The sequence below is a fragment of the Kroppenstedtia sanguinis genome (assembly GCF_050433445.1).
GTDB lineage: Bacteria > Bacillota > Bacilli > Thermoactinomycetales > DSM-45169 > Kroppenstedtia > Kroppenstedtia sanguinis.
Genome location: NZ_JBNPXF010000008.1, coordinates 105,171 through 126,202 on the forward strand (window position 1 = coordinate 105,171; position 21,032 = coordinate 126,202).

A 21,032-nucleotide genomic window follows, 5' to 3' on the forward strand; every position below is an offset into this window, starting at 1 on the left:
TTCCCCTCTCGGTATGTCATATATAGGGACAATCTGAGATAAGCATACTGAAAGAAGCGGATTCCAACCCTGCTCCAAATTTAATCCGGGAGGTCCGGTCCGGCATGTACCGAAAAAAAATTTCCTTGCTACTCACCCTGCTGTTGGCAGTCAGTCTGTTGGTTCCCACTCTTCCAGTACAGGCGTCTAAAAAACAGGATCCCGAACTCTGGAAAGTGCTCCGCCCTTTGGACAAAGTCGTCAGTTTTATGAACACCGGGGCTCATCCCGATGATGAATTCAGCGCGTTGCTCGCTTGGCTCTCCCTCGGCCAGGGGGTACGCACCTCCAGCCTGTTGGCCAATCGGGGAGAAGGGGGACAAAATGAGATCGGTGCTGAGCTGGACAACGGGCTGGGCATCATTCGCTCCCGTGAACTGCAGGAAGCGTCCCATCTGCTGGGCACCGATCTGTTTCTGCTCAGTGAACAGATAGATGACCCTATCTATGATTTCGGTTTTTCCAAGTCTCCGGCAGAAACCCTGGATCGGTGGGGGGAAGAGGTGGTCTATGAACGGTTGATCCGGCGCATCCGGGAACAGCGGCCGGATATTTTGCTACCTTCCTTTCGCGACGTCCCCAGTGAACATGGACATCACCGAGCAATCTCCCAGCTCAGTCTCAAAGCTTTTGCCGATGCAGCCAACCCAAAGGTATTTCCCCAGCATCGGAAACAAGGGCTCCATCCCTGGCAGATCAAAAAACTGTATTTGCGGGGAACCCCAGATCAGGAAACCCTCCGTTTCAACATCGGAAAGCAAGATCCCGTCTATGGCCTCACCTATCCCCAACTCGGAGAAGAATCGCGAAAGCTACATAAAAGCCAGGGGATGGGTCGCGATCTACCCGAGGCGGATTACTGGGTTTCTCTGGAACTGGTGAAATCCTCCACCGGGAAAAAGGCTCAAGAATCCAGCTTGTTTGCAGGTATTCCAGTCACCCTGGCCGACCTGGGTACCACACTGGATGATCCGAGAATGAAACGGAAACTGGTCAAGTTGCAGCGGCAACTGGAACAAATCCAGAAAGCCTATCCCGATCGCCAGGCAGTTACCCGGCAGGTACAGAGGACACTGAAGCAAGTGCGACAGGTGACCGCTACCGTCACCAACAGTTCTTTGTCAAGGAAGGAAAAAATCGACCTGCGCTACCGGTTACAAGTGAAGGAAGAGCAGTTGTTACGAGCTGGGGCTGAAGCTTCGAAGATCCGACTCCAGCTGACCGTGGACCGTCCTCTGCTGACCCGAGGCGCCACCACCGGGGTTCACCTGGCCATAAAAAACGGCAGCACATCCCGGATGAGCCAGTTACAGGTCCAACCTTTGGCCCCAAAAAAATGGAAGTCATCTTTGAAGTCGGTCCCGAAGGCTTTGGCTCCCGGCGCCCAGGCTAACCTCCACATGAAAGTGAAGGCCCCTCCAGATGCCGCCTACTTCCAACCTTATCAACCCTCTCCGCTTCAGGTCCGGGTCCACTACCGGCTACAGGGAGCGAAGGTAACTCGAATCGTTACCGTAGATCCTCGCAAGCAGACCGTCGCCCTCCTGCCCGACTGGGGGTTGAAGATCACTCCCGCCACCACGATCCTCAATACAGAGAAGGAAGGCGAACGCCGTAAAATCCGGGTTTCTGTCACCAATCACAGATCAGGAAACAGTACAGGTACTCTTCGTCCGAATCTGCCTAAAGGCTGGAAGGCAAAACCTAGCTCTCGCTCCCTCTCCTTCACCCGGAACTATCAGCAGCAGGAAGCCACCTTCCACCTGATTCCGCCGAAGTCGGTCTCCCCTGGCCGTTATACCCTTGGATTTACCGCGGAGGTGGAGGGGAGACGCTCTCACACCCAGGTGCAACCGATCACCTATGATCATATCGGGACCAGCTACCTGTTGACTGAAGCCCGTCTGCCCATCCAAGCTTTTCCGCTGAAGTTCGATCCCAAATTAAAGGTCGGTTATATCGAGAGCGGCTTCGATCAGGTGGCCGATCACCTCCGTCAGGCGGGGATGGATGTCACTCCCTTGACAGAACAGGAACTGGCCATCGGGGATCTCAGCAGCTACGACACCATCGTCGTCGGGATCCGGGCTTATCTCTCCCGCCCGGACCTGCTGAAGCAGAATCAGCGTCTCTTGGAATACGTCCAAAAGGGGGGGCATGTGGTGATGCAATACCACAAACCTGGGGACAACTGGGATCCCCAACTGGCACCCTATCCCCTGACACCTGGAGAACCCTCCATTGAATGGCGGATAACGGATGAAAACGCCCCCGTCACCTTTCTCCAGCCGGACCATCCCCTTTTCCAAGCCCCCCATCGGATCACCGAGGCCGATTTTGCAGGGTGGGTCCAGGAGCGCGGGCTTTACTTCCCCTCCACTTGGGATTCCGCCTACACCCCGCTTCTATCTGTAGCCGACCCTGGGGAAAAACCCTTGCAGGGAGGATTGCTGGTCGCCGACTATGGAAAAGGCTCCTATATCTACAGTAGTCTAGTCTGGTACCGTCAAATCCAGGACCAGATCCCCGGTGGTTACCGCATGTTTGTCAACCTGATCCACTATCCCCGCCACCGCTGAAAGGGTATGAAAAAGTCCTTCACAGGGAGGGTTGGGTTTCACATGGAGTGATTTTGGATCAGTAAAGCGACGAAAAGGTCATGTGAAACCCCATCCCGACCGATCCGGCCAACAACCAACTTCACAATGATTCCAACAAAGGAAATCGCAAATGCGCCCCAGGGCCCGCCGGATCAGCGAGCCCTGGGGCGCTGTTCTTTTTTCACTGGGATTCAGCCACTTGAGCCGCCTATTGTAGTGGAGAACCCAATCAGGGGGGATTGCGGCAGAGATTCTTTGCACCGGGGATTCTTCTGTCCCCATCCCATGGTTTAAATCGGGGTCCATCCGCTTCATAATGGAAAGTGACGGTCTGTCTGGAAAGGAGAAAAAGATCATGAAAGTGAAAGTGCCTGATGAAGGGGAGATTATCATTCCCGATGAGGAGTTGAAGAGACTCCGCATCCTATTGAAGGAAGCCCGACAGTTGAATACCTTCCCATTGAATAAAGGGACTCTGCCTGAACTGATAGCGTTAGCTCTCAATCGAGGGATCGGCAGACTGGAAGATGAACTCACCCGTCTCAAACTGGCCCAAAGGCAGCAGGATCTGAACCCAGAGTGAGTCACCATCCTGAAAAAGCAGGAGACCCGCCGGGCTGGCGGGCTCGTTTGCGTATATGATAATCTTCCTCCCTTCGTCAACGTCATGTCGCTGTGACGTTTCATAAGAAAATAACCTGTGAACGGGTCTAAAAAAAGATGCCGGTTGCACCGGCATCTTGGATTATACAGGACATCCTATCTCTTATTTAATAACTTCTGTATATCCCTAGTTCAGACACCTGCCGGATCATCACCGTTGGGTCTATTGTCTGTAATTAGATCATGATTAGAAACCTTCTCAACCGCTCCATAATAAGCACCAATAGCAAGGATCATACCCACAGAAAATACCAACATCCCTTTTTTAATCCACTTCATCGAAAAACACTCCTTCCTTCTCCCTTAATTTCCCCTGTACCTCATACATATTATACATATATTTCTGAAATTCCTGCTTGTCAAGAGGCTCCCATGAACGGGAGAGACCATAGAGTACCCGGTACTCCCGTTTCTTCAGATTGTGCCTTTTCGCCAGGTTGAGGGCTTCACTGAAATACTGGATCGCTTCCCGTCGTTTTTCACAGGAGAGTAAGAGTTCTCCCATGGCGATATATGCAGAAGTTAAACGGGGCACATCATTTTGCTTTTTTCCGATTCCAATGGCTTTCTCAAGGATTTGCACCGCCTGATCGTACTGTTTTTGGAGTTTGTATAGGATACCTAATCGAATATAGACTTTGCTAATACTTTTTTGATCATCCAGCTTGTCCTTACACCCCAGAGCGTTCATAAAGCATTCTTCTGCTTTTTCAAGTTCCCCTTGCTGCATATAGACGTTACCCAGAACGATGTCGAGGGGAAAGATGGACCGAAATTCTCGGTTGATCCGGGCCAATTCCAACCCCTCTACAGCATAGTGGGCCGCCTCATCATACATCTCCAGGCGGTAATTTAATTCTGAGCGCAACCAGTAGAAGGTCAGCGTGGTGTACACTTTCTCCATCCGATCGATATCTTTCCAATTCTCCTCCACCACTTTCATAGCCGCTGCGGTCCGACCCAGCCGTTCCAGGTAGATCCCTTTGTTCGCATGCAGCTGATGCCAGACGTATAGCCGCTCTCCCTCCGGTTGAAAGGCATCGATCCCGCTTTCCGTAAACTTTAGAGCTGCGTCCAGATCATTCTGCAGGAACTGACACAGACCCAGCTCCAGAAAGCAGGCTGCTTCCGTATTGCTGGAGTCCGGACGCTGGCTGGCTAATTGAATTCCTTTGTACAAGTGGCGTTCGTTCCGTTTCCAATTTCGAAGATCCCGATAACACTTGCCTTTCATAAGGTATAGCGTGGGCGCCAGGGGGTGATCATCGCCGATCTTCAAGGAATCCAGTTTCGCCAGTGCCCCCTTTACGTCCCCCATCTCCCGTTTCAAATCCGCTGAATTCAGATGGAACTGATCTTCTTTGAACTTTTCCTTCTCCTCCAGAATCAGATTCGGAAGATCTTTTATTTCGATATTCAGCTTTTCGAGAAGGTAGACCGCCCGTTGGGGATTGACATGGGGGACGCCGCGCTCAATATTGCTGATCGTCGCCGGTGAGATATTCTCATCAGCTAAATCTTCCAGCCGCAGACGCCTCTCCTTTCGAACCTTTCTGATAATTTCTCCGATCTCATGCAATTCCATTGAGTTCATATGCACTCACCACCCTTATTATCCTCTTTTTTCTATTCTCTCTTTTATCATACAGTAGGAGATCTGGTTTCGCAATTTACTTAATCATCTTTTATTCTATAAGTCACACTTCTAGGTATTTGCAGGATTTCCCGGAGTGTGAGCTTTTCACGGAAATTTCCGCTGAATCGATACTATTTCGCATGATTTCTGTATAATACCATCAGGAGAGTAATACAAACCCTCCTCAGATCCAATGTCTATCGCAGTGAACCTTTGCATCCTCATCTCCCGTTTTCCACTGTAGTGCCTGTATAACCCCCTCTGTGGGAGGCGATCGGAAGGTTGCAAGGGATGTAAGCTTCCGTTGATATTTCCGCCATCATCATTATCCTGGAGGAGTTTTATGGACTACCAAATTTTCAAAACGATCAATGGATGGGCTGGACAAGTGGGATGGTTGGACTTCATCATGATTGCATTTACCGAGTATGTCCCTTATCTATTTGCTGGTGTGCTCGTATTGTTGGTGATTCTGCGCTCCACCCGGCCTGCCGGGCTCATGGGCTTTGCAACTTTGTTCCTGGGATTTGGGATCAGTTGGGTGATTGGACAACTGTATGAGCGCACACGTCCTTTTGTGGATCACGATCATGTCAATATGTTGGTCCATCATGCGGCTGATGCTTCCTTTCCCAGTGACCACACCACGGCAGCCTTTACCATCGCCTGTGCACTTTGGATCTACGATCGCAGAATGGGAATTCCTATGGCTGTCCTGGCTCTGATCATGGGCTTTTCACGCATTTGGGTCGGCCACCATTATCCCACGGATATTTTAGGTGGCATCCTGATCGGTGTACTCTCCGCGATCGTCGTGGCTTGGGCCGCCTCCAAAATCATTGACAAAAGACAAGACAAAGACCGTTTCCAAAGTACGCAGAGCTGAAGAAAGACCGCCATGGGGCGGTCTTTTTTATATACCGGACTCCGATTGCGAAAAAACAGGAGATGAACCTGAGAGCCCTTGCTTCTTTAAAACCCATTTTGAGCGATCACTTCTTTAAACCAGAGGCCGCTTTTTTTGACGGTTCGTTTGCAGTTATTTTCCAGGTCCACCGCAACCAAACCGTATCGATTTTTATAAGCGTTTGTCCAGGACCAATTATCCATGAACGTCCACAGGTGATACCCTTTCACATGAGCCCCTTTCTCCATCGCCCGATGGATCCACCGCAGATGTTCTCGGATGAAGTCGATCCGATAATCATCCTGGATCCCTTCCTCTGTCCGAAAACGCTCCTCGTCTTCCACACCCATTCCGTTTTCGGAAATATAGCATTCGATATTTCCGTAGTTTTCCTTCAGATCCAACAGCAAATCATAGATTCCCTTTTCATAGATCTCCCAACCTCGGTAGGGATTCATGCGCCTGCCTGGCATCTCATAGGGATCGAAAAAACGATCCGGCATGAAGGGAGCTTCCGGGTGCGGCAGATGTTCCTTTGCCTTCACTCGGCGGGGTTGATAATAATTCACCCCCAGCAGATCCACAGTATTCATGCGAATGGTCTCCAAGTCCCCCTCTTCCACCTTTGGCAAATGATTAGTCTCCGCCAGCAAGTTCACCAATTCCTCGGGGAATTCCCCCTTTACGGAGGGATCCAAGAAGGAACGGTTGAAAAAGAGATCCGCCCAGCGGGCGGCGCGCAGATCTGCCGGATGTTGGCTACGGGGATAGGAGGGGCTCAAGTTGAGAATGATCCCTACCTTCCCTCCATATCCCCCTTCATGGTAGGCTTGAATCGCTTGGGCGCTGGCCAGGATCGAGTGGAAGGCGACTTGAACCGCCTTTTGGAAATCCATGAGATTAGGATAGTGGAAGTCGTACAAATATCCCCCCTCCACAGGAACGATCGGCTCATTATGTGTAAACCAATATTTCACACGGTCACCGAACCGGGCAAAGCATTCCTTCGCATACATCCGATAAGCCTCGACCCCCTCGCGGCTCTCCCAGCCGCCCCGCTGTTGCAAAGCGAGGGGCATATCAAAATGATAAAGGTTGACAAAGGGTTGAATGTCACAGGCGATCAGCTTGTCGATCACTCGATTGTAAAAATCGACCCCCTGCTCGTTCACTTCCCCCTGTCCCTCAGGGAACAATCGCGACCAAGAGAGGGAAAAACGAAAGGAATTGTGCCCCAGCTCTTTCATCCGTTCAATATCTTCTTCGTATTGCTCATAGAACCGGGAAGCGTTTCCTGGACCCACTTGGTTAAAAAAACGATGGGGCTCCTGCTCAAACCAATAATCCCATATGTTCGGACCTTTGCCGCCCACATCTGCCGCTCCTTCGATCTGGGTGGCTGAAGTGGCAGTTCCCCACCAGAAGTCTTTTGGAAAGCGATGGATGACTCCTCCTGAATTCATCATTTCGCAAACCTCCCTAGGTTGGTTACGATGAAATCTTCTGAATCAGGTGAAAATGTCCTGCTTGATATAAAGGATTTCAAATCCTTATGCAGTAGGATGCGGATTTTTAGTAAACTCAAATCAACACTTACTTCATAAAAGAGGTGCGTACAGATGGCGAAGATGGAACCGATCTTTTTTCATCCCGTATTTAAAGAGAGAATTTGGGGTGGCAGAAAACTGCAAGGTTACGGATATGAATTACCAGAAGGAAATGTGGGAGAGAGCTGGCTCATCTCCGCCCATCCCCATGGGGTCAGTCAAGTTAACAGAGGCGTTTTTCAGGGGAAAACATTACAACAACTGTGGCAGGAGCACCCCGAGTTGTTCGGCCATCCTCCAGAGGAAAAATTCCCCCTCCTGATCAAACTGCTGGATGCGACGCATGATTTATCGGTACAAGTCCATCCGGACGACTCCTATGCCAACAAATATGAACAAGAAGCTTATGGAAAAACTGAATGCTGGTATGTTGTAGACTGTGAAGAGGATGCAGAGCTGATCCTCGGTCATACTGCCGCTACCCGAGAAGAGTTGGCATCGATGATCGATGCTGGACAATGGACGGATCTATTGCAACGCATTCCGATTCAGCCAGGAGATTTTTACTTGATTCCCAGCGGAACCGTCCATGCGATCTGCCGGGGCACTGTGGTGCTGGAAGTACAGCAAAGTTCTGATGCCACCTATCGTTTATACGATTATGACCGGACAGATTCCCAGGGAAAAAAGAGAGAGCTTCATCTGAAGAAAGGGCTGGATGTGATTCAAGTTCCCCATATCCGGTCCACAGAAGAAAAAAAGGTCTTTGCAGAAGGAGAGAATCGGGTGGAAACCTTGACAGAAAACAGCCGATTTTCCTTGCATCGAATTCAAGTACAAGGAGACTTGGACATCCCACCCCACCGCACCTATGCCCTGGGAAATCTGCTGCGGGGTTCCCTCCACCTGATTACAGACGGAGGAGTCTATCCACTGAAACCAGGGGACAGCTTCCTGCTCCCTCATGACCTGGGAAGCTATAGGCTGTCCGGATCCGGCGAACTCTTTATCACCGAACCTGCCACCCCTCCAGAGGGTCAGACGAGAAAAAAAGCCAAAGCAGCGGTGGATCTCGGCGGTACCAACCTCCGGGTCGCAGCCATCCTGTCTGACGGATCTATCGGCAGGATGCTGACCACTCCCACCTTTGCTCACCTGGGTCCCGACTATATCATCCAAAATATGATCCAGCTACTACAATCCCTGCAGAGTGAGTGGGACTTTGAGTCCATCGGGATCGCCTCCCCCGGCCCGCTGGATGCCCGTCAAGGAGTGATCCTCCACCCGCCCAACCTTCCTGGCTGGGAAGCGATTCCTCTGAAAGATCGTTTGCAATCCATCCTGAACTTGCCAGTTCAGCTCGAGAACGATGCTAACGCAGCGGCCCTCGGGGAGGCCCTGTTCGGTGCTGGCCAGGGCAAACAGAGTGTCTTCTATATGACTGTCAGCACGGGAATTGGTGGCGGATTCGTCTATGAGGGGAAGATCATCCAGGGGGCACACTGTTGCGCCGCCGAAATCGGCAACATGGTAATCGATCCCCACGGCCCCGAACATCCACTACTGAACCGGGGAGCTCTAGAAGTAATGGCTAGCGGGACCGCCCTGAATCGAGAGATTCAAAGGGAGTTGAGCCACTTGGATAGCACCGCGGCCCTTTTCCGCTCTGCTGCAGAGGGTAACCCCTCTGCAAAACGAGTGGTGGATGAATTTTTGCAAAGCCTTTCCATCGGGATCGCCAATATCATCCATGTGGTAGACCCGGATCTTCTCATCATCGGTGGCGGTGTGCTTCAGTCCAAAGAGTGGTTCTGGGAGGACTTGCTGCAAAAGGTGCAAGCCTACCTCTATCCCCAACTGCGAGGCCAGGTAGAAATCAAACCAGCAGCCCTGGAAGGGAACTCCGGATTGATCGGCGCGGCACACCTGGACAGCCAAGGGTAAAACCCTTACCATCCAACTGGGAAAGAAATCTGGAATAGAAACCAAACGACCTTCCATCTTCTATTTGAGACCATTACGATCGCTTGTAAAAAGGAACATCACGAGATAGAAAAAGAGGTGCTCCCGGAGTAAAAGCCTCCCAATATCGTAAGCCTGATTCTAAACAATCCCCGCGGGATTCCCCGGAAGGAGAACTACCTCAAACTGGACGAAAAGTGCATATCCGTGCTATTCTGTGGATAGAAATAGTAACGGCGTCAGGGTGACACCCCTGCCGCCGGGCAGCTGCCGCAGACCAGAGGCCACAGTACGGCGAGAAGTAACCCGCGTACCTTTGCTGTAGGGGCGGGTTACTTCTTTTTAAGTGCCCGATATGGCCACATACACAGCCCATGCTTGTACCACCACATCGGCCCTTCTTAATGATCAGGCTGAGAAGCTCTATGGCCTCACCCCCTCTCCGTCGAGAGGTTGTGTGGCCTCCGCCCTTAGCTACTGCCATGTATATTTTACTAAAATAATTCCGAATTATATATCGGTTTCGAAATTGGGTTGCATCTCCGGTATCTGAATCAATTCTTCAAAGTCATCCATCACTCAGATAGGTCCCCACGTCTGAGCCCCCTGCCCGTGATGGTTCATCAACAACCCTGACCCTATTTAAACAAATGGGCGGGCAATCCATCTCCGATTGGCCCTCCCGACTCCAAATCGAACCCATTGTGACAGAAATCACAGCTTCTTTTTCAGAACGTGATAAAATGAGGATCGGATCCACCCATCGAGGAAGGGGAGGCGCTGTTGGCCAAGCTGATGTTGTTTTTTCATGTTGTAGGGGCGGTTGGAATGGGGTTTTATCTTTTATTGCCCTTTTTTCTGCAGAGAGTTTTTTTACAAGAAAGGTCGGTACTTCATGCAATGTATTGGACGAACTTCATCACCCAGTGGGTTCTCGTCGTCCAGTTCTTTTCCGGCGGTTACCTGTACATCCGAGGAGAATATCCTTTCCACTGGATGATTGGGGTGGCGGTGATCTTTACAGCGATCGGCGGTTTTGGAGGAATGTTTGGCTATCATATCCGAAAATATCTCAACTCCCCCACGCCGCCCGAGTTCAAACCATGGTCGCGAAAGGTTCGCCTCCACGGAGTTCTCACCACCGTCTCCATGTTCATCATCATTTTTTTGATGCTGTTTCCCCATGGGATCTAACCCTGCCTTCCCGGGAAACGACCACTTCTATCATACAGAGTTCATCGCCTCCGGGAAGGCGATATTTTTTTGCTACTGATTTCCACACCCTAAAGTTGTGATTTAGTGAGCCTTAAAGGGTCCGGGATTGGGTGGTGCAGACACCCAAGCGGATCAAGTGGCCAAAACAGAAGAAAATGTACCAAAGCAGAATCCGATCAGATCAAGAACGGCATGAGCTACAAGGAAGTCGCCAACACCATCGGTTTTGAAGGTGAAGAAAGCATTAAAACGAGATCAGCGGAGCCAAACATCATGTACACCTGGATGAATCCCGACGGCTCCAACATGAATGCGATGTTTCAAAATGAAACTAGTGCAAAAACACAGTTCGGACTGAAGTGATTTCCAAAAGCAATCGTTTTGCCATGATCGATGAACTACGCCATCATCACTCCTTGGCACAGTTGCTGCAAATCGCCCAGGTTTCCCGTTCTGGTTACTACAAGCGGAAGAAGACCCGATCTCTCGCCGAAAAACGCCGATCCAGAGATGCCTGGATTCAAGAGCATATCCTTGCAATCCATCGTCTCCACCCGTATTACGAGTATATTCGAAAGACCAACGTCTCCGACGCAAAGGCATGGTGGTCCATCGAAAATGGGTCCGTATACTGATGCGAGGGCTTGGAATCCTGGCGGAAAGCATCCATCTTCTTTCCGAACCGGCTGAATCGAAAGTTTACCGCCGAGGCCCCGTTACGTCGAATATTACCTACGTTCGTATGGGGAACTCCTTTGCTTACCTGTCGGCAGTACAAGAGAGGTTTCAGATGAAGCATCATGGCAATTTTTCAGTTGCGTGAATGTTAGGGTGGAAATGAAATTAAAAATATGGTTAAAATATGGCTATATAAAAAAGTGTAAAGCCAAAGAAAAAAAGTCCAGAAAGAGGAAATGAAATGAATACAATCACTGAGAAAAAAAGGACTAGTAGATCTAAAAAAGTATTACGAGCGTTAGCAGTTATTATCGGGGCATTTATAACTGCATATGGACTAGAGGCGATATTAATTCCAAACAACGTATCAGATGGCGGTGTGACAGGTCTAAGTATCGTTGGTTCCCAATTAATTGGATTACCTCTAGGACTTCTAATTGCGGCACTAAATATTCCATTCATATTTTTAGGGTATAAACAGATTGGGAAAAGTTTTGCGATCTATTCCGTTATTGGTATTGCTTCACTCGCATATGGGACAAGTATTATGCACCATATTCCGACCATTATTCAAGGAGATACATTGTTAGTAACCGTTATTGGAGGTATTATTATTGGCTTTGGCATAGGGTTAGCATTGCGAAATGGCGGTGCATTAGATGGGATTGATATGTTAGCCGTATTACTGGCTCGAAAATTGCCTTTTGGAACAAGTGATCTCATTTTATTCTTAAATTTGTTTGTGTTTATAGTTGTGTCAACCGTCTTTGGTCTTCAAGGGGCTTTCTTATCAGGAATCGCTTATTTTATTGCTTCTAAGGTGATCGAACTCGTGGAAGAAGGTTTAAGTGGGTCTAAAACCTTTAAAATTATCACCGATCAACCTGAATTAATGGTGGAAACCATTCGGGACCGCTTAGGTCGTAGTGCAACATATAACCTAGTTGAAGGCGGCTATTCAAATGAACAATTCAAAGAAATCACGTGTGTCATTAACCGGTTAGAGGACAGCAAAATGAAGGAAATCATTTATGAAATTGACAAATCTGCCTTTGTTACTGTATATGATGTGGCAGAAGTGAAAGGCGGTAACTTCAAAAAGCATGATATTCATTAACACAGGCGTGTTGCTTAGCCATATTTTACGATGGGGCAATGGGAAGAGCGAAAGGGTTAATTTTGTTTCCTCCACCCACTTTATGGTTCATCAACAGTCCTGTCATTAACAAAAAGATTTAAGGGGATTTGTTTTTCTACTCTTATGAGAGTATTTGTCGGGACCGCTTCTAAAGTAGCTTAAAAAGGAAGTCGTCAACATCATCGGTTTTGAAGGTGAAGAAAACATCAAAACGAGATCAGCGGAAGAAAAAACCACCCTGTACACACCTGGATGAACCCTGATGGCTCCAACATGAATGGGATGTTTCAAAGTGATAAACTAGTGCAAAAAGCACAGTTCGGACTGAAATAAGGAAAAGCCGGGAGCTTCTGCCCTCCCGGCTTTCTTTGCTCTCTTCCCTCCTCTTTCGTGATGGCTTGAAACCAAACCATTTCTCTTTATAGAATCAGTAATGAAGTTGCCAGAAGAAGAATTCCGAAAATAGAAAGGAGGGATCGGATCTGATGGCAAATGGGTTGCTGATCGTCTCTTTCATCTGTGCTCTCATTCTGATCTTCGCTGTTATCAAAATCATCAAGGGAATGAGAAAAGCTAAACACCCGATTCTTGAAATCCTCTTGAGGAATGGAATCTATGAATTTACCATCCCGGATAAAGGTTGGTACAATATTTCCTTGCAAAGAAGAAGAAAAAAAAGAGGTATCATGTTCACTCCTCCATACAAAGAGTTGAATCTGTTCAATCAATCCAGCCGCCAACCCCAAAAATTGATCCCCGTCTTCTGGAATGAAACCCGCAGTTCACTGACTGCCATACAACAAGCTCACAAACTGTTTATTGTGAAGGATGACAGAGCCACCCACTACCGGCTGGAAGTCAAGGGAGCCGATCCGGCAGAAGACTACCGGATGATCATCCATGGCAGTTTTCTACCCACTGCGATCCATATCCCCATTCTAGTGCTTTCCGCCTTGGGTATGTTCTTTAGCCTCGCCTATGCGATCCTGCCTTTGTGAAGTCCCCCGTCGATCAGTGACCGGGCAGAATTTCCCCCGTACTTCCTTGGAAGTCGGGGTTTTTTTGATTGGGTTCTTATCCAATCTATCCTATTCTTTTAAAAAAGTTATATTCGCCCTACCACTTTTCTCTTAGATAAATACTCTATAACAGGAGGTGGAAAAAAGATTGCTTAATAACATTTTTCAATGGGTCGGAGGGATCTTGGACAGTATTTTCGGTCCTGCTTTTCCAGGAGGACACCCGGGATTCCCAGGTGACTGTGATGAAAACGAAGCAATCCGGCGGCGGCTTCTACGCTATCTAAACCAGAATGTGATCGTTGAAACCGTCAGCGGAGAAGTATCCGGTCTGGTCACTGCCGTCGGCGCCGACTATCTCGAATTACAGTCGGCTGGGGAGATCATTTTGATCCCCTTTGAGAGCATCATCTATGTGGACGCTCAGGGAGGTGTAAGTTGAGATGGCAGGATATCCAAAAACGATGGCTGCTCGTCTTCGCCAATTCATCGGCAGTACCGTTCAAGTGGCAGTCTCTGAAACAGAGAGTCCTGTCGAGGGTCAACTGGTCAATGTATCTAAGGCTGCATTTACCGTTCAAACCGCTCCCCCACCGGGATATGGAGGCCCCAATCTGGTGACATTTCTCATTCAAAATGTCGGCTATGTGAGGATTTTCGTCTGAATGATTCTCATCACCGGGGCAGCAGGATATATCGGCTCCAAGTTGGTTGATTTTCTAGCAAAAAAAGAGATCCCCATGCGGGCGATTGATAACTTTCGTGTCTATCCCCCGCCCCCTATCAACGGAGTGACGATTCAGCCTTTGGATCTCACCCAAGCCGATGACGTAAAAAAAATGGTGAAGGGGATCGACACGATCATTCATTTGGGTGCGATCAGCGATATCTCCCAATGTGAAACCCATGCCAAAGATGCCATCCTGATCAATCTGCTCTCCCTGAAGTATTTGGTGCGAGAGGCCGTCCGGGCTGGAGTGAAAAAAATCATTTTTCCCTCCACTTTTGCGGTATATGATCCCCAGCAAAAAGAGATTACCGAACAGACTCTCTTAAATCCCAGCAATTTCTATGGCCAGCTGAAAAAGTGGGCGGAGGAGCTTCTGCTGAAGGAACAGGTTCATCTCGATGTCGTCATTTTCCGCCAATCCAACGTGTACGGGAAGGGATGGGTTTCCAAGAAAACTGTAGTCGAAAGTTTTTGCAAATCCTTCCTAGAAAACCAACCGATCACCATTAATGGATCTGGGCAACAGACACGCAATTTCATCCATGTAGATGATGTGGTATGGGCTTACTACCAGGGGCTCTCTCCATCTATTCGAGGGATTTACAATCTCGGGGGAAAAGACACCTTAAGTATTTGGGAGCTGGCCCACTTGGTGAATCGGGTTGGAGAACAATCTTTCAACAGATCAGTGCCCATCATTCGAAAACAGAAGCAAGCGATCAGTGAACCAAAGACCCACCTGATCACATGGAACACTGAAAAGACGGACCGTCTCTTCAAGGGCAGAACTATGAAAAGCCTGCAAAAAGGAATTCAAGAGTACTTTGAAGACCCTGACTAGATTCGAGATTGCAAGGTGTGCTTGTATGGGGTTTCTCCCCACACATGCCTAAAAGCGTTGTGATTGACTGCAGATGTAGACGGCAGGAGTTGGGTTGCGCCCAAGGTTCAGACGAACTAACAACACCCCACCCTCCTGAAAACAACTTTTTCACCACGCTTCTAAGTTCCCCGTCGAAGATTGGAGAGCCATTGTTCTTCGGGAACCGGTCGGAAAGGCTTGGCGGGAACGCCCTTTACAATGGTTTTGCCAGGAACATCTTTGGTAACGACACTTCCTGCCGCCACAAATCCTTCTTCCTCAATCGTGATCCCAGGAAGCAAGACCGCTCCCGCTCCGATTCTGCCTCCACGCTTTACATGGATTCCCTTCAGCGTGACTGGATGAGGCGAGCGGGCCGCAAAGGGGTCATTGGAGGTCACCACACATGGCGCTACAAACACATCTTCCTCCAGGCGGGAAAAGGCAGTCAGATAGACGTTGGTCTGCAAGCTGGATCGATCTCCCACCTGGATCTGATTCTCCAGTGTGACTCCTCTGCCAACTATCACTTGCTTTCCGATGATCACATGTTCCCGGAGGGTCACCAGATCTGCAATCAAACTATGGTCACCGACAGTGGCTCCACGATATAAGATGTTGTTGCTCCCAATCTGCACCTTTTTGCCGAGGATGACCGGATCGGAAACCTCTTCTTTCATCGGTTGTTTTCCCACAATACTGTGATCCCCGATCTTTACCTGTTCTCCAATCACCGCCTGCTCATGAATGATCACATGGGAACCGATTTCCACATCATCGCCGATCTTCACCTGGGGGCCAATATAGGAGGAGTAGCCGAGGTGAACGTTTTGACCCAGTTGCGCTTGAGGATGAACAAAGGATTTCAAAGAGCGTTCCCCTCCTCAAAAAACTGAACCACTTTCTCGATCACTATCTCTTGCTCCTCATTCGTCAATTCCGGATAAATCGGCAAAGCTAATGTCGTTCCCGCCGCCGCTTCCGCCTGAGGCAGATCCGGGACTGGAAAACGGTCTTGCCATGCTCTTTGGTGATGCAACGGCATCGGATAATAGATTTCACAGCCAATACCATGGGCGTTCAACCATTTTTTCAATGAGGCGCTGTGCATCGTCTGCACAATATACAAGTGATAGGCTGGCAACACCCTCGTAGAGGTGGAGGGAAGTCGAACCGGCAATGAGTGAAACGCATCCCGATAACGACTGGCTAAAACTCGCCGTCGCTGATTCCATTTCAGCAAATGTTTCACCTTCACCCTCAGGATCGCCGCCTGAATTTCATCCAGCCTGCTGTTATAACCGAAACAAGAATGATGATATTTACGCTCAGTTCCATGGGTGCGCAAGCGTTGGATTTTTTCATACAACGTGGGGTTGGAGGTGGTGATCATGCCGCCATCTCCAACCCCACCCAAATTTTTTGTGGGATAGAAAGAGAAGCAGCCGATATCTCCCCAGGAACCCACCGGTTGCCCATCGAGTTGGGCACCGATCGCCTGACAGGCGTCCTCTACCACCGCCAGTCGATGGCGTTGGGCAATGGAGGACAATGCTTTCATATCTGCAGGATGGCCAAACAGGTGAACGGGAAGGATCGCTTGGGTTTGTGATGTAATCGCTTGTTCCACCTGGTCAGGATCCAGCTGATAGTTCCGGGGCTCAATATCGACTAGAACCGGCCGAGCACCCGTTTGCACGATCGCTTCGATGGTGGCGAAAAAAGTGTATGGACTCGTAATCACTTCATCGCCTTCACCCACACCCCAGGCGGTCAACGCCAGGAATAAAGCATCGGTTCCGCTGTTTACTCCGATCCCATATTGGGTGCCACAAAGGGTAGCCACCTCTTTTTCCAAGGCTTCACTCGCTTTTCCCAAAATAAATTGCCCGCGCTCCAATACATCTCTGATCTCCTTCTCCAGCTCCTCTCGCAGCGATTGATGCTGACGTTGGATATCGATTAATGGGATCATCGCTCCCCCTCCTCACCGTTCATTCTATGATCCATCCAATTCATTTAAGACCGAAGGGGATGAGCCTTTGTCCGCAAAAATCGTACACATCGCCCTTGTGGGCGCTGGATTTATGGGAGAGAATCATCTGCGAAATCTGATCTCCCTACCCGATGTAGAAGTGATCGGGATATTTGATTCCGATTTTGCAAAATCCAAGATCCTTGCTGAAAAGTATCAGGTTCCTCTCGCCAAAAAACTGCCTGACCTGACGAAAGCAGCAGACGCTGCTGTCATCTGTGTACCGACGATGGCCCATTATGCAGTCGCTGTGGAAGCGATTCAGCAGGGATGCCATGTGTTTGTGGAAAAGCCTTTCACCCACCGCCTCGAAGAGGCGCAGTCTCTCTGCCAGATGGCCTCCCACTATGGAGTTCACATTCAAGTGGGACATGTGGAGCGATTTCATCCTGTAATTCAGACGTTGCTCCAGTCGGTTCGATACGAACAGTTGGTGATGGGTGAATTTTATCGCTATGTCCCTTTAAAAAAGAGAATCGATGCAGATGTCTGCCTGACCTTAATGGTTCACGATCTGGACCACGTGCTTCACATCGCCGATCGAATGAAAGTCTCTCCTACAGATCTTTCCGCCACCGGTCAGGTGGTGCACCCGCAGGAGATGAACCAAGGTAAGGTCGATAATGCCCAGGTCCATCTCTCTTTTACTTCTTCTTTTCATGTGACGATTCACGCAGTCCGGGCCGGTTCTCTCCGAAAAAGGGAGATCATCTTGACGGAGACAGACCGAACCTGGGTTGCTGATCTATTGAATCACCGTCTGGATCTATACACCCGATCCCACCGATTCTCCGATTCTATCCAGTGCCGGACCGTCCTTACCCCGACAAGTTCTCCCTTGTTGGAGGAAATCAAACACTTTATCCAGACTGTACAAACCGATCGCCCACCGGCAGTGTCCCAGATGGATGGGTTCCGCGTCATGAAGCTGGTGGAGCAAATTCAATCGGAAATGGGAAAAAGGAGTGAGCCCAAGTGATTTTATTGACAGGTGCAGATGGCTATATCGGCTGGCCGTTGATGATGAAGCTGAGTCAAGCTTATCCCGAGGAAAGGGTGGTCGGAGTGGATCACCTGGGTCGACGTCGCTGGGTCGAAGAGATCGGAAGTGTGAGCGCCATCCCGATCGCATCAATGGAAAAGCGCTTGGAGACGGCAAAAGAATTCGGGATGCAGAACCTCACCTTTATCCATGCCGATCTCACCGATTATCAGCGGGTCTGTCAATTATTAAAAACCTTTCGCCCCCGAGTGATCCTCCATGTGGCTGCTCAACCCGCCGCCCCCTATTCCCACCTACACGCCCCGCTAGCCCATTATACACAGGAAAACAACAACCAGATGTGTCGGAATCTCTTATGGGGCATCAAAGAATGCGGGCTGGAGCAGGAAACCCATCTGGTGGAAACTACAACCACCGGAGTGTACGGATCACCCAATTTCACCATTCCGGAGGGATTTATCGATGTGAAAACGGAGACGGGCTCTGACGTCATCCCTTACCCCGGAATGGCTACCTCCTGGTATCACATGAGCAAAGTGGCGGACATCAACAACCTGTATCTCTCCTCCAAAATGTGGGAGTTAACCATCACTGATTTAAGAACGGCAATCGTATTTGGAACCGGAACGAAAGAAACCCGGCTGCACCCCCATCTGGCAACCCGGTTTGATTTTGATTTTTACTTCGGTGTCGTGGCGAACCGTTTTTGTGCGCAGATGCTGGCAGATCATCCCATCACTCTTTATGGAAAAGGGGAGCAGAAAAAGCCGATGATCGCCTTGGAAGATGCGGTAGACTCCCTGGTTCAGGCCGCCGCACGCCCCCTCAACCATAAATTTCAGGTGTTTAACCAAATGACCGGGCTGATCAGTCCTAAACAACTGGCAGAACAGATCCAACAAGCCGGGCAAAAGCAAGGTCTGCAAGCCCAAGTCAGCCATATTCCCAATCCCAGAAAGGAAAATGAAACCCACCAGATGCAGATGGAAAACAAAGGGTTTCGACAGCATTTTCTCCCACAGGAGGCGGTTTCTCTCCAAGTGGGAATGGATGGGATGATCCAAGACCTTCTGCCCTGGCGATCCGTATTTAAAGAATATAAAGATCGATTTTTATAAAGGGCGGAAGCAAAATGAAATGGTACTATTTTGAAAATATCCCCAATTATGTTGATACGGTTCCTTCTGGGTTTCAAAAGAACGGAGTCCCACTTCGGATCCCCAAACCAGACTTAACTTCACAAGAGTTGGTCAAAGAATTGAACCGATATCAACCTGACGTGATCCTGACCAATGGGTGGACACCCTTTCATCGGGAACCTTATTTTCAGGTCCTTCGCCAGTATTGCGAAGAAACCCAAAGCCTTCATGTGTTTTGGTCGACGGAAGATCCCCTTCATACCGATTATTGGGGAATGTATATTCTGGAAATCGGGCAGCCTGACATCGTCTTCACCCACGCTGTTCACGCTCCGAAAATGTATCAAGAAAGGGGGATTCCCTCCTACTATCTTCCCTTTGCCTGTAATCCCCGAATTCACCGCTCTCTCCCTTCACTCCCCCAATATCGATCTGATATTGCCCTAGTGGCCAATTTCTCCAATGCAACGATGGAGAGTTGGCGAATCCGCAGCCTCCGAATTCTGTTGGAACCGTTGCTGAGAGCAAATTTTTCGGTATCCATATGGGGGAAGGGATGGGAACAGGGGAAGAAGCTCCTTCCTTTTTCTGTTCCCGATAGCACCATCCGGGGGCCTCTTCCATACAACCGTGTTCCCTACGTTTATTCCTCTGCCAAATTGGTCTTGGGGATTCAAAATCACAGGGATCTATTAACTCGCAGGACCTGGGAATGCCTCGGCACCGGCGGGTTATTGATCACCAACCACACCCCTGCCGTACTCCGCCACTTTCGGCCCCGTCAACATTTACTGACCAGTCGTAGTGCAGAGGAGACACGGAAGTTAGCTCATTTCCTACTACAAAATAAAGAAACCCGGCAAACAATAGCTGCCAATGGCCAGAAGTCGGTGCATCAGAACCACCGGTACGCCCACCGCGTCCAGGAGATGCTGGACATTGCATCAAAAATGCTACAAATCAAGCGAAAAAAAAGGAAATCTTATCGGTTTCCCAGCCCTTTATTACGTCAAGAAATTCGTATCCACTCGACTTTTTCAAGCATCCTGCCGCAAGGAAAATTAAGCAAAAGTTCGTATCTCACCGTAAAAAGGAAAAAAGGATCCCCCAACCAGGAAATCCGAAGCGGTTTATTGTTTTCACTCGCTTCCTGTGCGAAGGAAGGACTCGATCTTCATCAAGCCCAGTTGAAGCTGTTTCTTGCGATTGATCCCATTAAAAACACAAAAATCACCTGCCGGTTTTTCAGTTGTACTGAAGAGCTGAGCCACCCTACCTTGGAAAAGGAAGCACAGACCATTTCCGTGGACATGAACATCCTTAACCGAAAAAAAGTGTATCAGGTCCCGATCACCCTGAACCTCACCTCACTGATCCAACGATTCATCCAACAAAAGAAAAAAACATTGGGAATTTATCTTTACCTTCCCACCCATGATCACGGGGCCGTTCAATTTTTGGGCCCACAAAAGCCGAAAATCCACGCCTTATCTGGAATCGTCTTTTATCGGCGCTTCGTTCCCCGGTTGGAAATCACCTACCAGAACAAACCATCACATCTTCTTCCCCTGGATTGGTCTCCCTTTGTCGGAGGATCAGGATAATGAGGTACACACTTATTACCCCAGGCCAGGGCTGTTGATTAACGACATAATGGATGATGGGAACGAAACGATCCTTTCGCCCTTCCCATTGCCCCCATCGTAAAATAGCGCTTGAGGGGACGGGAATGGTGGGACGGCTATCTCTTGCAAAGAACGCAAAGGCTCTTCACCGTCCCACCATCTCGACCTTATTTCCGACCTTAACCCTAACCATATCTTATAGAGAAAGACCATATTTACCACGTAACCCTGCCA

At 49.2% G+C, this 21,032-nt stretch carries 19 protein-coding genes and 2 pseudogenes; 16 read left to right on the forward strand and 5 right to left on the reverse strand.

Translation table 11 applies throughout. The features are described 5' to 3' along the window. Window positions 1–104: 104 nt before the first annotated feature. Together JOD24_RS06945 and JOD24_RS06950 are read left to right on the forward strand one after the other, a co-directional pair. On the forward strand, window positions 105–2,618 hold the full coding sequence (locus tag JOD24_RS06945; RefSeq protein WP_429246611.1) for an NEW3 domain-containing protein: 2,514 nt from the start codon (window positions 105–107) through the stop codon (window positions 2,616–2,618). Window positions 2,619–2,994: 376 nt separating this feature from the next. Next, window positions 2,995–3,222 (forward strand): hypothetical protein, encoded by a 228-nt coding sequence (locus tag JOD24_RS06950; RefSeq protein ID WP_429246612.1) that lies wholly within the window; start codon window positions 2,995–2,997, stop codon window positions 3,220–3,222. A 212-nt stretch (window positions 3,223–3,434) separates the two neighbouring features. On the opposite strand, the gene JOD24_RS06955 is transcribed toward JOD24_RS06950, so the two are convergent. Together JOD24_RS06955 and JOD24_RS06960 are read right to left on the reverse strand one after the other, a co-directional pair. After that, entirely contained in the window at window positions 3,435–3,581 is a 147-nt protein-coding gene (locus tag JOD24_RS06955) for a hypothetical protein (RefSeq protein ID WP_380165704.1), read from the reverse strand. Next, window positions 3,568–4,896, reverse strand: coding sequence for a helix-turn-helix domain-containing protein (locus JOD24_RS06960; RefSeq protein WP_429246613.1), 1,329 nt, complete (start codon window positions 4,894–4,896; stop codon window positions 3,568–3,570). Before JOD24_RS06960 ends, JOD24_RS06955 begins: the two co-directional genes overlap by 14 nt. A 385-nt stretch (window positions 4,897–5,281) precedes the next feature. Here JOD24_RS06960 and JOD24_RS06965 point away from each other — a divergent pair, with 385 nt between their 5' ends. Beyond that, window positions 5,282–5,824, forward strand: coding sequence for an undecaprenyl-diphosphatase (locus JOD24_RS06965; protein WP_380165700.1), 543 nt, complete (start codon window positions 5,282–5,284; stop codon window positions 5,822–5,824). A gap of 86 nt (window positions 5,825–5,910) precedes the next feature. Here the strand turns inward: JOD24_RS06965 and JOD24_RS06970 are convergent, their stop codons facing one another. Further along, window positions 5,911–7,311 (reverse strand): glycoside hydrolase family 1 protein, encoded by a 1,401-nt coding sequence (locus JOD24_RS06970; protein ID WP_429246614.1) that lies wholly within the window; start codon window positions 7,309–7,311, stop codon window positions 5,911–5,913. Between the two features lie 153 nt (window positions 7,312–7,464). Between JOD24_RS06970 and manA the strand changes: the two are divergent. The 10 genes and pseudogenes from manA to JOD24_RS07020 all read left to right on the forward strand — a co-directional run. Continuing rightward, a pseudogene (gene manA / locus JOD24_RS06975) lies at window positions 7,465–8,418 on the forward strand (mannose-6-phosphate isomerase, class I); the annotation flags it as partial. Between the two features lie 45 nt (window positions 8,419–8,463). Beyond that, a pseudogene (locus JOD24_RS06980) lies at window positions 8,464–9,336 on the forward strand (ROK family protein); the annotation flags it as partial. An 801-nt stretch (window positions 9,337–10,137) separates the two neighbouring features. Further along, window positions 10,138–10,548 carry a hypothetical protein gene (locus JOD24_RS06985; RefSeq protein WP_429246615.1) on the forward strand — a complete coding sequence of 137 codons (411 nt, stop codon included), beginning with the start codon at window positions 10,138–10,140 and terminating at the stop codon, window positions 10,546–10,548. Between the two features lie 105 nt (window positions 10,549–10,653). Next, window positions 10,654–10,932 carry a hypothetical protein gene (locus tag JOD24_RS16085; protein WP_488168469.1) on the forward strand — a complete coding sequence of 93 codons (279 nt, stop codon included), beginning with the start codon at window positions 10,654–10,656 and terminating at the stop codon, window positions 10,930–10,932. Window positions 10,933–10,955: 23 nt separating this feature from the next. Beyond that, window positions 10,956–11,204: a hypothetical protein gene (locus JOD24_RS06995; RefSeq protein WP_380165679.1), complete on the forward strand. Its 249-nt coding sequence runs from the start codon at window positions 10,956–10,958 to the stop codon at window positions 11,202–11,204. Window positions 11,205–11,488: 284 nt separating this feature from the next. Further along, a complete protein-coding gene (locus tag JOD24_RS07000; protein WP_380165677.1) occupies window positions 11,489–12,364 on the forward strand; it encodes a YitT family protein in 876 nt (291 codons plus the stop codon). Window positions 12,365–12,870: 506 nt separating this feature from the next. After that, window positions 12,871–13,383, forward strand: a complete 513-nt coding sequence (locus tag JOD24_RS07005; RefSeq protein ID WP_429246617.1) for a hypothetical protein — start codon at window positions 12,871–12,873, stop codon at window positions 13,381–13,383. Between the two features lie 169 nt (window positions 13,384–13,552). Continuing rightward, window positions 13,553–13,846, forward strand: a complete 294-nt coding sequence (locus JOD24_RS07010) for a DUF2642 domain-containing protein (RefSeq protein ID WP_429246618.1) — start codon at window positions 13,553–13,555, stop codon at window positions 13,844–13,846. A 1-nt stretch (window position 13,847) separates the two neighbouring features. Further along, window positions 13,848–14,069, forward strand: coding sequence for a hypothetical protein (locus JOD24_RS07015; protein ID WP_380165671.1), 222 nt, complete (start codon window positions 13,848–13,850; stop codon window positions 14,067–14,069). Beyond that, window positions 14,070–14,975, forward strand: coding sequence for an NAD-dependent epimerase/dehydratase family protein (locus tag JOD24_RS07020; protein WP_429246619.1), 906 nt, complete (start codon window positions 14,070–14,072; stop codon window positions 14,973–14,975). It begins immediately after the preceding gene. A gap of 161 nt (window positions 14,976–15,136) precedes the next feature. Here the strand turns inward: JOD24_RS07020 and JOD24_RS07025 are convergent, their stop codons facing one another. Together JOD24_RS07025 and JOD24_RS07030 are read right to left on the reverse strand one after the other, a co-directional pair. Continuing rightward, the gene (locus tag JOD24_RS07025) at window positions 15,137–15,865 is read right to left on the reverse strand and encodes an N-acetyltransferase (RefSeq protein WP_429246620.1); all 729 of its coding nucleotides are present in this window, start codon (window positions 15,863–15,865) and stop codon (window positions 15,137–15,139) included. After that, the gene (locus tag JOD24_RS07030; RefSeq protein ID WP_380165665.1) at window positions 15,862–16,971 is read right to left on the reverse strand and encodes a DegT/DnrJ/EryC1/StrS family aminotransferase; all 1,110 of its coding nucleotides are present in this window, start codon (window positions 16,969–16,971) and stop codon (window positions 15,862–15,864) included. The genes JOD24_RS07025 and JOD24_RS07030 overlap by 4 nt, the downstream gene beginning before the upstream one ends. Before the next feature lie 67 nt (window positions 16,972–17,038). On the opposite strand from JOD24_RS07030, the gene JOD24_RS07035 reads away from it, so the two are divergent. From JOD24_RS07035 to JOD24_RS07045, 3 genes are read left to right on the forward strand one after another with little or no spacing between them, the layout of a single operon-like run. Continuing rightward, the gene (locus JOD24_RS07035; protein WP_429246621.1) at window positions 17,039–18,010 is read left to right on the forward strand and encodes a Gfo/Idh/MocA family protein; all 972 of its coding nucleotides are present in this window, start codon (window positions 17,039–17,041) and stop codon (window positions 18,008–18,010) included. Continuing rightward, entirely contained in the window at window positions 18,007–19,152 is a 1,146-nt protein-coding gene (locus JOD24_RS07040) for an NAD-dependent epimerase/dehydratase family protein (RefSeq protein ID WP_380165661.1), read from the forward strand. Before JOD24_RS07035 ends, JOD24_RS07040 begins: the two co-directional genes overlap by 4 nt. A gap of 14 nt (window positions 19,153–19,166) precedes the next feature. Continuing rightward, entirely contained in the window at window positions 19,167–20,777 is a 1,611-nt protein-coding gene (locus JOD24_RS07045; protein ID WP_429246622.1) for a CgeB family protein, read from the forward strand. Window positions 20,778–21,032 lie beyond the last annotated feature (255 nt).

What these genes read in the sequence shown, in the direction of transcription:
- JOD24_RS06955 (WP_380165704.1), bottom strand. Translation starts at nt 3,581, where the DNA reads ATGAAGTGGATTAAAAAAGGGATGTTGGTATTTTCTGTGGGTATGATC.
- JOD24_RS06995 (WP_380165679.1), top strand. Translation starts at nt 10,956, where the DNA reads ATGATCGATGAACTACGCCATCATCACTCCTTGGCACAGTTGCTGCAA.
- JOD24_RS07015 (WP_380165671.1), top strand. Translation starts at nt 13,848, where the DNA reads ATGGCAGGATATCCAAAAACGATGGCTGCTCGTCTTCGCCAATTCATC.
- JOD24_RS06950 (WP_429246612.1), top strand. Translation starts at nt 2,995, where the DNA reads ATGAAAGTGAAAGTGCCTGATGAAGGGGAGATTATCATTCCCGATGAG.
- JOD24_RS07045 (WP_429246622.1), top strand. Translation starts at nt 19,167, where the DNA reads ATGAAATGGTACTATTTTGAAAATATCCCCAATTATGTTGATACGGTT.
- JOD24_RS07000 (WP_380165677.1), top strand. Translation starts at nt 11,489, where the DNA reads ATGAATACAATCACTGAGAAAAAAAGGACTAGTAGATCTAAAAAAGTA.
- JOD24_RS06965 (WP_380165700.1), top strand. Translation starts at nt 5,282, where the DNA reads ATGGACTACCAAATTTTCAAAACGATCAATGGATGGGCTGGACAAGTG.
- JOD24_RS06945 (WP_429246611.1), top strand. Translation starts at nt 105, where the DNA reads ATGTACCGAAAAAAAATTTCCTTGCTACTCACCCTGCTGTTGGCAGTC.
- JOD24_RS07020 (WP_429246619.1), top strand. Translation starts at nt 14,070, where the DNA reads ATGATTCTCATCACCGGGGCAGCAGGATATATCGGCTCCAAGTTGGTT.
- JOD24_RS06970 (WP_429246614.1), bottom strand. Translation starts at nt 7,311, where the DNA reads ATGATGAATTCAGGAGGAGTCATCCATCGCTTTCCAAAAGACTTCTGG.
- JOD24_RS07030 (WP_380165665.1), bottom strand. Translation starts at nt 16,971, where the DNA reads ATGATCCCATTAATCGATATCCAACGTCAGCATCAATCGCTGCGAGAG.
- JOD24_RS06960 (WP_429246613.1), bottom strand. Translation starts at nt 4,896, where the DNA reads ATGAACTCAATGGAATTGCATGAGATCGGAGAAATTATCAGAAAGGTT.
- JOD24_RS07005 (WP_429246617.1), top strand. Translation starts at nt 12,871, where the DNA reads ATGGCAAATGGGTTGCTGATCGTCTCTTTCATCTGTGCTCTCATTCTG.